Origin of the sequence: Streptomyces litchfieldiae, from assembly GCF_031845365.1 — a bacterium.
Classification (GTDB): domain Bacteria; phylum Actinomycetota; class Actinomycetes; order Streptomycetales; family Streptomycetaceae; genus Streptomyces; species Streptomyces litchfieldiae.
Genome location: NZ_JAVREL010000036.1, coordinates 24,486 through 36,483 on the forward strand (window position 1 = coordinate 24,486; position 11,998 = coordinate 36,483).

Below are 11,998 nucleotides of genomic sequence, written 5' to 3' on the forward strand. Positions count from 1 at the left end.
CCACTGACAACGGTCCGTCGGGTCAGCCGCTTTCCTTGAGCGAGCTGATGAACGGCGCCCACGCGGCGGCGGGGATGAGGAGCGCCGGACCGGTGCGGTTCTTGGTGTCGCGGACGGGGACCAGGCCGGGGATGCCGTCCGCGACCTCGACGCAGTCGCCGCCGTTGCCGTTGGTGTAGCTGGACGTGCGCCAGGTGGCGGTGCTCAAGTTGCGCTTGGTCATGAAACGTTGAGGTCCTTCGCCACCGATTCGATCAGATCGAGGGACGCCCGCGGCGGTAGTGCGGTGGCCCTGAGCCAATCGTAGGAGGCGCGGTAGCGGGCGACCATCGCTGGATCATCGATGAGCTGCCCCGTGTGCTCGGTTTCGGAGTAAACCACCGGGGGCGCGTCGGAAAAGGTCATGATCTTCATCAGTTGCGTTACCGGGGGCGCGACCACGGAGGCGAGCGGGAAGATCTGGATCACGGCCCGCTTCTCCCGTGCCGCCGTGGCAAGGTGCAGCAGTTGCTCGTTCATGGCGGCCGGGCCGCCGAAGCAGGAACGGATGACCGCCTCGGGCAGAACGGACCAGTACTGCGGTTTGCCCGCTTCCCGGAACCGGTTGGCGCGCTCCATGCGCGCGCTGACCAGCTCATTCACCCTGTCCGCTGAGCGGTACGGGTTCGCCGCCTCGATGATCGCCCGTGCGTACGCCTCGGTCTGCATCATGCCCGGAACGAGCACGGGCGAGTAGTCAAGGACGGAATCGGCCAGCTTCTCCAGCTCCGCCGTGTCCGCGAAGTACTCCGCGTGCCGCGAGGCCCGCTTGATCGCCCTCGCCAAGTCATGGAAGAACGTGCCGGTGCCGAACTCCCGGTCCAGCAGGCGGCCCAGCTCGGGCTGAAGCTTCCGCTCGGCGCGTTCGATCTGGGCGAGGTAGCCCGAGCCGGTGAACACCCGCTGGCCCAGAACCTCCAGGGTCAGGCCCGCCTCCTCCCGAGTGGCGCGCATGCGCGCCCCGCAGAACGCGGCCGGTGACTCCCCCGGATCCAGCGGCTTCTTGTTGACCACGGGCTCGGACTCCCCTCCATTCAGGCGCTGTTGCGCAAGACACAAGACCAGTCACGTTAGCGCCTCGCACACCCCTGCCGTGAGCGGTTCGTCACGCAACGACACGGAAGGGGGACGGACGCCGGTTGGCTGCGTCGATGCGGGTAGGGGGCTTTCGGATGTCCGAGGGGGCGCGTGATCCGGGGCAGGCATCCGTTGACGTAGAAGTTCGTGCAAGTCGCTGGTGTGCCGGAGTGAGCAAGCGCAAGCTCGACCATGTTGATCGTCACCCCGAGTCAGCGGAGGACTCATGACCCTGCACCGGCTGGGCAAGGACCCGGAGAGCCCGGACGGCAAATCCCCGACCGTGTACCTGGACGACGAGACCGGGAACTACATTCTTCAAGGCTGGCGCGTCACGGACTCCGAGCGCCTGGCACAGATGGAGATCCCCGACCACGAGACCGTGATCGAGTTCCCGAAGCGCATGATGCAGTTCTTCCCGGAGGTGAGCGGTGGCGGACCCGACACTTGAGGATCTCCTGCGGCGGTGTGAGCGGTCCGCCGTCCACTTGGAGCTGCGGGACGGATACATGCGCGACGATCCCATGTTCCTGGCCTGGCAGGAGGGGCACCGGGACGATCCCGCCGACCGGGACTCCTGGTGGCGTCCCTGGCTGAGCCTCATACAGGAGACCGCAGCCCGTGGTGTGGATGTGCGCCGGGCTCGTGTCGTCTCCGAGCCGCTCAGCGACTACGTGCAGTTCGAGTACGACGTGACGTTCACGAATGTCGCTGCGGGTGAACGGGTTCGCTGGCTCCCGCGCCGTCGTGCCACGGACCTTGCGCTTCCCGGCAACGACTTCTGGCTGCTCGACGACACCGCCGTCATGGTCAACCACTTCGGTGGAGACGGGCAGTTCACCGGCGAGGAGATCATCACCGAACCGTCCGTCATCAAGCTGTGCGCAGCGGCGTTCGAGGCGGTCTGGGAGCGGGCGACGCCGCATGAGGAGTACCGGCCCGCCTGAGAACCACCCATGCCGTCGTCATCCAGCGTCCAAGAGGCCAGGCAGGCCCTCGGCCGGCGTCTGCGCGAGATCCGGAAGGACTCCGGTCTGACAGCGCGGGCGCTGGCCGCCCTTGCGGGTTGGCACGAGTCGAAGTGCTCCCGCCTCGAACACGGCCGGACCCCGCCGTCGGACGCCGATATCAGGGCGTGGACACTGCATTGCGGCGCACAGCACGAGACCGCTGATCTGATCGCCACCGCCCGAGGCATCGAGGGCATGTACGTCGAGTGGCGCCGGATCGAGCGGGCCGGGCTGAAGAACACGCAACAGGCCGTACTGCCGCTCTTCGAGCGCACCCACCGCTTTCGCATGTACCAGTCGTGGGTGATCCCCGGACTGCTTCAGACAGCCGCGTACACCACGGCCGTTCTGAACACGATCGTGGACCTGAGGCAGACCCCGGATGACGTGGCCGACGCCGTAGCGGTTCGGATGGAACGTCAGCGCATCCTGCGATCAGGAAATCACCGGTTCTCGGTCCTGGTCGAAGAGTGGGTACTGCGCACGGTGATTGGCGACGCGGAAGTAATGTCCGGGCAGTTTGGTCACCTGATCTCGGTGGCGTCTCTGCCCGCCGTGAGCCTGGGCATCATTCCGCTGGGGGCGCGGCGCGGATCCGGCTGGCCCGTCGATTCCTTCACCATGTACGACGATTCCCAGGTCAATGTCGAGTTGGTGTCGGCGCATCTCACGATCACACAGCCGCGAGAGATCCGCGACTACGCGACGGCCTTCAACGAACTCGCCGCCATCGCTGTGTACGGAGCCACCGCACGGTCGCTGATCACGGCCGCCATTGACTCTCTCGGGTGAGCACGCGCAAGTCCGCGCACGTTCGTTGAAACCACCTGTCTGCCCTTCTTAGCTTGGTCGCTATACGGACGACATGAGATGCGCGGCGATTAACCGGAGTTCAAAAGACTCCCGCCCCGGCGACGGAAACCCTGGACAGGTGAGCGCCGGGACGGGTGACCCAACCGCAGAGGAACGCCTTTGCGGTCCACAGGCCATGCCACCGACGGTACGGCGGCATGGCCCCTCGCGAAAGAGGAGGTTGGTGGATGACCGCTGTGAGCGTCGACAGCTATGAGACGCGCACGCCCGACACGGAGGGATGGCGCGGTGTCCCGTTCCGTCACCCGGCCGAGCTGGCGGCGGATGGCGGGAAGCACGACGGCGGACCCATGCCGCCCGAGGCACCGCGCGACCCACAGCCGCAGGGCGGGGACGGCAAGTGACCTGGGCCGTTCTGACTCCTCGGTGATCCGGTGACCCCGTCCGTGCGCCGCCCCTCGTGGTGCACGGACGGGTTTTCTGGGCAGCACACGATCGCGGGTCCGCGTCTGACCACCACAAGGAAGGTGTTCCATGCTCTTGGTTGGTGACGAGTGGAACGACTGCTTCGACTCGATGAAGCGGGAGGCATGGCGGCTGGAGACTCTTCCGGTCTCTACGATGCCGCAGGAGGCGGACAGCTTCGCGCGGTTTCTCTCCGGCGAGAAGTCACCCGACGACCACAACTCCGCCTGGATAAAAGACATTCGCACATGGCGAGCCGAAGGCAAGTATGTGGGCCGGGTGCACGTGGTGACGCGCCCGCTCTCCGACTATCTGCGCTTCGAGTTCGAGTACTACTACCGGCACCACGCCCGGGTTGGCGAGGACGTCCGGATCCTGGACCTGACCGACCGGGAGAATCCCGGACTGCCCGATCAGGACTTCTGGATGTTCGACGAGGCGAAGGTCGTGCTGATGCACTACCGCCCCGACGGCACCCAGATCAGCCGGGAGCCGCACGAAGGCGACCCCGCCCCCCTACATCGCCTGGCGACACCTCGCGGTGTCCGCGTCGGTACCGTTCACCGAGTACGTGGAGCAACTCGACGCCTGAGTCCGGCGCGCCCCCTCCGGCACTGAACTACCGTATCCGCGCATGAACACCGAAAGCTGGCTGGCCGACACCCGGACCTCCTACGACACCGTCGCCACCAGCTACGCGGAGACGGTGCGCGATCTCCTCGATCAAACGCCCTACGAGCGCGCGACGTTGGCGCTGTTCGCCGACCTGGTGCGGACCGCCGGAGGGGGGCCCGTCGCGGACGTGGGATGCGGGCCGGGGAGGATCACGGCCCACCTGAGCCAACTGGGCGTGGACACCTTCGGGATCGACTTGTCGCCCGCGATGATCGAGGTGGCCCGGCGTGAACACCCCGACCTGCGGTTCGAGGTCGGATCCATGACGGACCTCGACCTCGCCGACGCCTCGATCGCGGGCCTGGTCGCCTGGTACTCACTGATCCACATCCCCGACGACGAGATCGGCCCGGTCCTCGCGCACTTCCGGCGAGTGCTGCGGCCCGGTGGCCCCCTGCTGCTCGGCTTCCACGTCGGCGACGAATCGCGGCTGATAACCCAGGGCTACGGCGGCCACCCGATGAAGGTCCACGTCCATCGCCGCCGGCCCGGCCGAGTCGCCGCCTGGCTCGACGAGGCCGGCTTCACGGTCGAGGCACAGATGACCCTCAGCTCGGCCGAGAGCAGGCTCGGCGGAATTCTCTTCGCGCGCCGGCAGGCCGGCACCCCGGCCTGACCGGGCCCGGGAGCCGCGCCCCCGATGTCACATTCCCGCGCGCCGCGGCGTCTTCGTCTCCGGACAGGCCAGCATCTCCGAACACGCCGGCGTGCGGCTCCACGAGGAGGAACGCGATGTCCTATCCGAACGCTCGCCACCTGGGCGACCAGGGTGAGATCAGCGCCACGTTCCGGAACGCGGACGGCCGGTCAACTGCTACGAAACGTCAACCGCCCTTCCCGGGGCCGTTGATGAACGGGATCACCGGCCCGGAGAGCAAAAGACCCCTCCTCCGCCGTCGGCCGGGGTGTGAGCACGACACGGACGACGGAGGAGGGGAGCTCTGCGGTGCGGCCGGTCAGCAGCCGTTGAGGATGCTGCTCAGCGCGCTCTTCTCGGCGGAGTCCACGGACAGGCCGTAGTAGTACTTCACCTGCACCCACGCACGCGCGTAGATGCAGTGGTAGCTCGAGCGGGACGGCAGCCACTGGGCCGGGTCCTGGTCGCCCTTGGACTGGTTCACGTTGTCGGTGACGGCGATGAGCTGGGGACGGGTCAGGTCGTTGGCGAACGCCTGGCGCCGGGAGGTCGTCCAGGAGTCGGCGCCGGAGTCCCACGCCTCGGCGAGCGGGACGAGGTGGTCGATGTCCACGTCCGAGGCGGCGTACCAGGTCGCCCCGTCGTAGACGGAGTACCAACTGCCGCTCACCGCCGCGCAGCTCGAGTCGGTGACGACGTTGCTGCCGTCGCGCCGGAGCACGACCTCGCGGGTGTTGCAGGTGCCGGACTGGGTGATCCAGTGCGGGAACAGATCGCGGTTGTAGCCCGTGCGGTCCTCCGTGGCGACCGTCAGCGAGGCGAGGTAGGAGCGGGCGGTGGCGGCGCTGACCGGGGTCGGCAGGGCGGCCTGGGCCGACGGGCCGGTGAACAGGGCTGCCAGGGATATGAGACCGGTGAGAGCGGCGAGAACACTCAGTCGTCGACGCGCGTAGATGCTGGGCCGGGTGCGGGCATTGCGCATGCTGATCACGCGAACTCCCTTGATGTGGGGGCGGGTTCGGCTCGGGAAGAGCCGCGTGGCCGTGCGCTGGCCATGATGGTGGGGGAACGTTTCTTCGCGGCATGCGCCAGGTAACAGATTGACGGCATGCTCACGTCATCAAGCGGCGGCGGGGCGGAGGGTAGCGTCGGCGGGGACGACCGGGAGGAGCGGGAATGGCCAGGAACAGGGAGCACCGTTACGAGGTCACGGTGCGCTGGACCGGGGACACGGGGCGCGGCACGGCCGGGTACCGGGGGTACGCGCGCGACCACGAGGTGACCGTGCCGGGCAAGCCGACGCTGATCCCGGGCAGCGCCGACCCGGCGTTCGTCGGGGACCCGGAGCGGTGGAACCCGGAGGAGCTGCTGGTCTCCTCGCTCTCGCAGTGCCACATGCTGAGCTATCTCGCGGTGTGCTCGCTGAGCGGCGTGGTGGTCACCGGCTACCAGGACGTCGCGCGCGGCACGATGCGCGAAACGGGCGACGGCGGCGGCGCGTTCACCGAGGTTGTACTCAATCCGGTGGTGACGGTGGCCGAGGAGGGCATGGTCGAGAAGGCCACCGCGCTGCACGAGAAGGCGCACCGCATCTGCTTCATCGCCTCCTCGGTCAACTTCCCCGTCCGGCACGAGCCGGTGGTCACGGCCGCCGGGAGCTGACGGGCCGGGGCCGAACGGGGTCCGTCCGCTACCCCGGGTGAGTGGTCGTGCGCGCGCCGCCCGTGTTCGAACGGTTCGCCCGGCTGCGCGTACCCTGGAACCCCCCGGCCTGCGGCGCGTGCCGGGCGCTTCGCGTTGCCACGGAAAGCCAGCCACCGGGATGGAAAGACCCACATGAGCCTGCACGGTCTGCTCGATGCCGTCATCGAAGAGCCCGCCCTCGCCGAGGCGGTCGGCGCCGCCGCCGACGGTCACCGGCGGCATGTCGACCTTGTCGGCCCGCCCGCCGCCCGGCCCTTCGCCGTCGCCGCGCTGGCCCGGGGCGCGGGCCGGCCGGTGCTGGCCGTCACCGCCACCGGGCGGGAGGCCGAGGACCTGGCGGCGGCGCTGCGCTCGCTGCTGCCCGAGGACGGCGTGGTGGAGTTCCCGGCCTGGGAGACGCTGCCGCACGAACGGCTCTCGCCGCGCGCCGACACCGTGGGCCGCCGGCTGGCGGTGCTGCGCCGGCTGGCCCACCCGCGTTCCGACGACCCGGCGGCCGGGCCGGTCTCGGTCGTGGTGGCGCCGGTGCGGTCCGTGCTCCAGCCGCAGGTCGCGGGGCTGGGCGAGCTGGAGCCGGTGGCGCTGCGCGCCGGGCAGGGCGCCGATCTGGCCGACATCACCGAGCGGCTGGCCGCCGCCGCCTACTCCCGCGTCGAACTGGTCGAGAAACGCGGCGAGTTCGCGGTGCGCGGCGGCATCCTGGACGTCTTCCCGCCGACCGAGGAGCACCCGCTGCGGGTGGAGTTCTGGGGCGACGAGGTCGAGGAGATCCGTTACTTCAAGGTCGCCGACCAGCGTTCCCTGGAGGTCGCCGACCAGGGGCTGTGGGCGCCGCCCTGCCGCGAGCTGCTGCTGACCGAGGAGGTGCGGGCGCGCGCCGCCGAGCTGGCGCGGCGCCACCCCGAGCTGGACGAGCTGCTGGGCAAGATCGCCGAGGGCATCGCCGTGGACGGCATGGAGTCGCTGGCGCCCGTTCTCGTGGACGACATGGAGCTGCTGCTCGACGTGCTGCCCGAGGGCAGCATGACGGTGGTCTGCGACCCGGAACGGGTCCGCGGCCGGGCCGCCGATCTGGTGGCCACCAGCCAGGAGTTCCTCCAGGCGTCCTGGGCCGCCGCGGCCATGTCCGACACGGGCGAGGCGCCCATCGACGTGGGCGCCGCGTCGCTGCGCTCGCTGGCCGAGGTCCGCGAGCGCGCCGACCGGCTGGGGATGCTGTGGTGGTCGGTCTCGCCGTTCTCCACCGACGCGGAGGAGGAGGCGGAGGACGACACGCTGCGGCTGGGCCTGCGCGCCCCGGAGACCTACCGCGGCGACACGGCGCGGGCGCTGGCCGACACCAAGGGCTGGCTGGCGGACGGCTGGCGCGTGGTCTACCTCACCGAGGCGCACGGCCCGGCCGCCCGCACCGCCGAGGTGCTGGGCGGCGAGGGCATCGGCGCCCGGCTGGCCGCCGCGCTCACGAGCCCCATCGAGCCGTCGCTGGTGCACGTCGCCTGCGGGGCGGTCGAGCACGGCTTCCTCGCGCCGGCCCTGAAGCTGGCGGTGCTCACCGAGACCGACCTCACCGGCCAGAAGGCCGCGGGCCGCGAGGGCGCCCGGATGCCGGCCCGGCGCCGCAAGACGCTGGACCCGCTCACGCTGGAGTCCGGCGACTACATCGTGCACGAGCAGCACGGCGTGGGCCGGTACATCGAGATGGTGCAGCGCACCGTGCAGGGCGCGACCCGCGAGTACCTGGTCGTCGAGTACGCGCCGGCCAAGCGCGGCCAGCCCGGCGACCGGCTGTTCGTGCCCACCGACCAGCTCGACCAGGTCACCAAGTACGTCGGCGGCGAGGCGCCCACCCTGCACCGGCTGGGCGGCGCCGACTGGACGAAGACCAAGGCCCGCGCCCGGAAGGCGGTCAAGGAGATCGCCGCCGACCTGATCAAGCTGTACTCGGCGCGGATGGCGGCCCCCGGGCACGCGTTCGCCGCCGACACGCCCTGGCAGCGCGAGCTGGAGGACGCGTTCCCCTACGTCGAGACGCCCGACCAGCTCACCACCATCGGCGAGGTCAAGGAGGACATGGAGAAGTCGGTCCCGATGGACCGGCTGATCTGCGGCGACGTCGGCTACGGCAAGACCGAGATCGCGGTGCGCGCGGCGTTCAAGGCGGTGCAGGACGGCAAGCAGGTCGCGGTGCTGGTGCCGACGACGCTGCTGGTCCAGCAGCACTTCGGCACGTTCTCCGAGCGGTACGCGCAGTTCCCGGTGAACGTCCGGGCGCTGTCGCGGTTCCAGAGCGAGTCCGAGGCGCGGGCGGTGCTGGAGGGGCTGCGCGACGGCTCGGTGGACGTCGTCATCGGCACCCACCGGCTGTTCTCCTCGGAGGTCAGGTTCAAGGACCTCGGCCTGGTGATCGTGGACGAGGAGCAGCGGTTCGGCGTCGAGCACAAGGAGCAGTTGAAGAAGCTGCGCGCCAACGTGGACGTGCTGACGATGTCCGCCACGCCCATCCCGCGCACCCTGGAGATGGCCGTCACCGGGATCCGGGAGATGTCCACCATCACCACGCCGCCCGAGGAGCGGCACCCGGTGCTGACGTTCGTCGGCGCCTACGAGGAGCGGCAGATCGGCGCCGCCATCCGCCGCGAGCTGCTGCGCGAGGGGCAGGTCTTCTACATCCACAACCGGGTGGAGTCCATCGACCGCGTCGCATCGCGGCTGCGGCAGATCGTGCCCGAGGCGCGGATCGCCACGGCGCACGGGCAGATGAGCGAGTCCGTGCTGGAGAGGGTGGTCGTGGACTTCTGGGAGAAGAAGTTCGACGTGCTGGTCTCCACGACGATCGTGGAGTCGGGCATCGACATCTCCAACGCGAACACCCTCATCGTCGAGCGCGGCGACACCTTCGGCCTCTCCCAGTTGCACCAGTTGCGCGGCCGGGTGGGCCGGGGCCGGGAGCGGGGCTACGCCTACTTCCTGTATCCGCCGGAGAAGCCGCTGACGGAGACCGCGCACGAGCGGCTGGCGACCATCGCGCAGCACACCGAGATGGGCGCGGGCATGTATGTGGCGATGAAGGACCTGGAGATCCGTGGCGCCGGCAACCTGCTGGGCGGCGAGCAGTCCGGGCACATCGCGGGCGTCGGCTTCGACCTGTATGTCCGGATGGTGGGCGAGGCCGTCGCCGACTACCGGGCGGCCCTCACCGAGGGCGCGGCGGAGCCGGAGGAGTCGCTGCTGGAGGTGAAGATCGAGCTGCCGGTGGACGCCCATGTGCCGCACGACTACGCGCCGGGGGAGCGGCTGCGGCTCCAGGCGTACCGGGCGATCGCCTCGGCGAACACCGAGGACGACATCCGCGCGGTGCGCGAGGAGCTGACCGACCGGTACGGGCCGCTGCCCGAGCCGGTGGAGAACCTGCTGCTGGTGGCGGGGCTGCGGATGCTGGCCCGCTCCTGCGGGGTCGGCGACATCACGCTCCAGGGCAGCCGGATCCGGTTCTCGCCGGTGGAGCTGCGGGAGTCCCAGGAGCTGCGGCTGAACCGGGTCTACCCGGGCTCGGTCGTCAAGCGCGCCACCCACCAGGTGCTGGTGCCCCGCCCGACCACGGCCCGGATCGGCGGCAAGCCGCTGACCGGACGCGAACTGCTGGCCTGGACGGGCGAGTTCCTCACCACGATTCCGGGGGCGTAGGGCAGCTACGCCCCCGGGGCGGGCTGTGCGGGGGCGTGGGCCTCAGAGCTCGAGCTCCCAGATGGCCGGGGCGTAGTCGAAGTCCAGGGCCTGCTCGATCTGGATCTCCAGCATCGCGGCGTCGGCCGGGGCCGAGAAGGCGTACTGCGCGGTGGCCGAACGGCCAGACAGCAGCTCGCCGTTGAAGCCGCTGCCCATGGTGTCGTCGTAGATCTCCTCGGCCGTCACCCCGTCCTCGCCGGCCCGGGCGGTGGCCAGGATGAACGTGGTGTCGATGGCCTCGGACCCGGTGTTCTCCAGCGTCACGGTGAACGTGTAGGCCGCGTTGCCATCGGTGTGGCCGATCGCGTACTCGTCGGGGGTGTACGGCTCGGCGGCGGAGAGGCTGATCTCCAGGCCGTTGTCGTAGACGGCGGTCTCGTCGACGGAGAAGATGTCGTCGGACCCGGTGGTCTCGGTCTCCTCCGTCTCCTCGGTGGTCTCCTCCGTCTCCCCGTTCGACTCGGTCTCCTCGGTGGTCTCCTCCGACCCCGCGTTCTCGTCCTCGGCCTGCTCCCCCTCGGCGCCGCCCGAGGTCGACGCGCTCTCCGGCTCGTCCTCGCTCGAGCAGGCGGTGAGCCCGCCCAGGGCGAGCGTCGCGGCGGCGACGCCGGCTATCGCGAGCCTGCGCTGTCTGGCGAAACGGCGTGCGGCGGTCTTGGCCACGGGATTCCCTCCCTCAATCAACCGGCCCCCTGTGGACCGACGCGGTTAATCAGAGCACAGCCTGTGAATCGAGTCAACAGCCAAAGTGTTGGCCGACGAAGCGCTTGATGTGTATGGCTGTGGACACAGACTCCGGGTAGGGTCGGAAGAACGCCACACCAGAGCGATGGGAGGCAGACACGTGCCGGGCCAGCACACCGAGGTCACCGCCGCCGGGATCGCCCGGCTCGCCGGAGTCGGCCGAGCCGCCGTCAGCAACTGGCGCCGCCGCTACGACCACTTCCCCCGCCCCATCGGCGGCACCGACACCAGCCCCACGTTCTCCCTCCCCGAGATCGAACGCTGGCTCCGCGACCAGGGCAAACTCGCCGAAATCCCCCTCCGTGAACGGCTCTGGCAACTCATCGAAGCCCACCCCGCCGGCCCCGCCGAAGCCCTCGCCCGCACCGGCGACCAACTCCTCGCACACGGCGACCGCACCCCCACCGACGCCGACGACCTCGCCCAAGCCGCAGCCGGCCTCGCCACCGAACTCGGTCCCGCCCCCGCCTACACCTTCCTCCTCGGCCGCCACCTCGACACCGCCGCCCGCCACCTCACCCTCACCCCACCCGAAACCGCCGCCCTCATGGCCGCCCTCGCCGGACCCGCTGACACCGTCCTCGACCCCGCGTGCGGCCCCGGCACCCTCCTCGCCGCCGCCCACGGCCCCGGCGACACCCCACCCGGCGAGCTCTACGGCCAGGACACCGACTCCACCCTCACCCGCCTCGCCCGACTCCGCCTCGCCCTCCGCGGCACCGCCACCGTCCAGACCCGAGCCGGCGACACCCTCCTCACCGACGCGTTCCCCCACCTCACCGTCGACGCCGTCCTGTGCCACCCCCCGTTCAACGAACGCAACTGGGGCCACGAACACCTCACCTACGACCCCCGCTGGGAATACGGCCTCCCCGCCCGCACCGAATCCGAACTCGCCTGGGTCCAGCACTCCCTCGCCAAACTCCGCCCCGGCGGCACCGCCGTCCTCCTCATGCCCCCCGCCGCCGCCTCCCGCCGCACCGGCCGCCGCGTCCGCGCCACCCTCCTGCGCCGCGGCGCCCTGCGCGCCGTCATCGCACTACCAGCCGGCGCCGCACCCCCCCACGGCCTCCCCCTCCACCTCTGGATCCTCCGCAAACCCGGCCCC

The 11,998-nt window shown here is 70.2% G+C and carries 13 protein-coding genes; 9 read left to right on the forward strand and 4 right to left on the reverse strand.

The annotated features are described in order from the left end of the window. Window positions 1-22: 22 nt before the first annotated feature. Both RM590_RS34450 and RM590_RS34455 read right to left on the reverse strand, forming a co-directional pair. Entirely contained in the window at window positions 23-223 is a 201-nt protein-coding gene (locus tag RM590_RS34450; protein WP_311708746.1) for a DUF397 domain-containing protein, read from the reverse strand. Beyond that, window positions 220-1,053 carry a helix-turn-helix domain-containing protein gene (locus RM590_RS34455; RefSeq protein WP_311708747.1) on the reverse strand — a complete coding sequence of 278 codons (834 nt, stop codon included), beginning with the start codon at window positions 1,051-1,053 and terminating at the stop codon, window positions 220-222. Before RM590_RS34455 ends, RM590_RS34450 begins: the two co-directional genes overlap by 4 nt. A 289-nt stretch (window positions 1,054-1,342) precedes the next feature. Between RM590_RS34455 and RM590_RS34460 the strand changes: the two genes are divergently transcribed. The 6 genes from RM590_RS34460 (at window position 1,343) to RM590_RS34485 (ending at window position 4,695) form a co-directional block, all read left to right on the forward strand. Further along, on the forward strand, window positions 1,343-1,567 hold the full coding sequence (locus RM590_RS34460) for a hypothetical protein (protein WP_311708748.1): 225 nt from the start codon (window positions 1,343-1,345) through the stop codon (window positions 1,565-1,567). Beyond that, the gene (locus RM590_RS34465; RefSeq protein ID WP_394814034.1) at window positions 1,548-2,063 is read left to right on the forward strand and encodes a DUF6879 family protein; all 516 of its coding nucleotides are present in this window, start codon (window positions 1,548-1,550) and stop codon (window positions 2,061-2,063) included. The genes RM590_RS34460 and RM590_RS34465 overlap by 20 nt, the downstream gene beginning before the upstream one ends. A 9-nt stretch (window positions 2,064-2,072) precedes the next feature. Next, window positions 2,073-2,918 (forward strand): helix-turn-helix domain-containing protein, encoded by an 846-nt coding sequence (locus tag RM590_RS34470; RefSeq protein ID WP_311708750.1) that lies wholly within the window; start codon window positions 2,073-2,075, stop codon window positions 2,916-2,918. Between the two features lie 248 nt (window positions 2,919-3,166). Next, window positions 3,167-3,343: a hypothetical protein gene (locus tag RM590_RS34475; protein ID WP_311708751.1), complete on the forward strand. Its 177-nt coding sequence runs from the start codon at window positions 3,167-3,169 to the stop codon at window positions 3,341-3,343. A gap of 130 nt (window positions 3,344-3,473) precedes the next feature. Next, the gene (locus RM590_RS34480; RefSeq protein WP_311708753.1) at window positions 3,474-4,022 is read left to right on the forward strand and encodes a DUF6879 family protein; all 549 of its coding nucleotides are present in this window, start codon (window positions 3,474-3,476) and stop codon (window positions 4,020-4,022) included. 16 nt (window positions 4,023-4,038) lie between these two features. After that, window positions 4,039-4,695: a class I SAM-dependent DNA methyltransferase gene (locus tag RM590_RS34485; protein WP_311708754.1), complete on the forward strand. Its 657-nt coding sequence runs from the start codon at window positions 4,039-4,041 to the stop codon at window positions 4,693-4,695. A gap of 340 nt (window positions 4,696-5,035) precedes the next feature. Here RM590_RS34485 and RM590_RS34490 read toward each other — a convergent pair whose 3' ends face one another. Further along, on the reverse strand, window positions 5,036-5,698 hold the full coding sequence (locus tag RM590_RS34490) for an HNH endonuclease family protein (protein WP_311708761.1): 663 nt from the start codon (window positions 5,696-5,698) through the stop codon (window positions 5,036-5,038). 194 nt (window positions 5,699-5,892) lie between these two features. Between RM590_RS34490 and RM590_RS34495 the strand changes: the two genes are divergently transcribed. Continuing rightward, on the forward strand, window positions 5,893-6,378 hold the full coding sequence (locus tag RM590_RS34495) for an OsmC family protein (RefSeq protein ID WP_311708755.1): 486 nt from the start codon (window positions 5,893-5,895) through the stop codon (window positions 6,376-6,378). A 174-nt stretch (window positions 6,379-6,552) separates the two neighbouring features. Then, a complete protein-coding gene (gene mfd, locus RM590_RS34500; RefSeq protein WP_311708756.1) occupies window positions 6,553-10,104 on the forward strand; it encodes a transcription-repair coupling factor in 3,552 nt (1,183 codons plus the stop codon). Window positions 10,105-10,146: 42 nt separating this feature from the next. On the opposite strand, the gene RM590_RS34505 is transcribed toward mfd, so the two are convergent. Then, window positions 10,147-10,809, reverse strand: a complete 663-nt coding sequence (locus tag RM590_RS34505) for a DUF4352 domain-containing protein (RefSeq protein ID WP_311708757.1) — start codon at window positions 10,807-10,809, stop codon at window positions 10,147-10,149. Window positions 10,810-10,975: 166 nt separating this feature from the next. On the opposite strand from RM590_RS34505, the gene RM590_RS34510 reads away from it, so the two are divergent. Next, window positions 10,976-11,998, forward strand: a 1,023-nt coding sequence (locus RM590_RS34510) for an HsdM family class I SAM-dependent methyltransferase (protein WP_311708758.1), incomplete at its 3' end; no start/stop codon positions are given.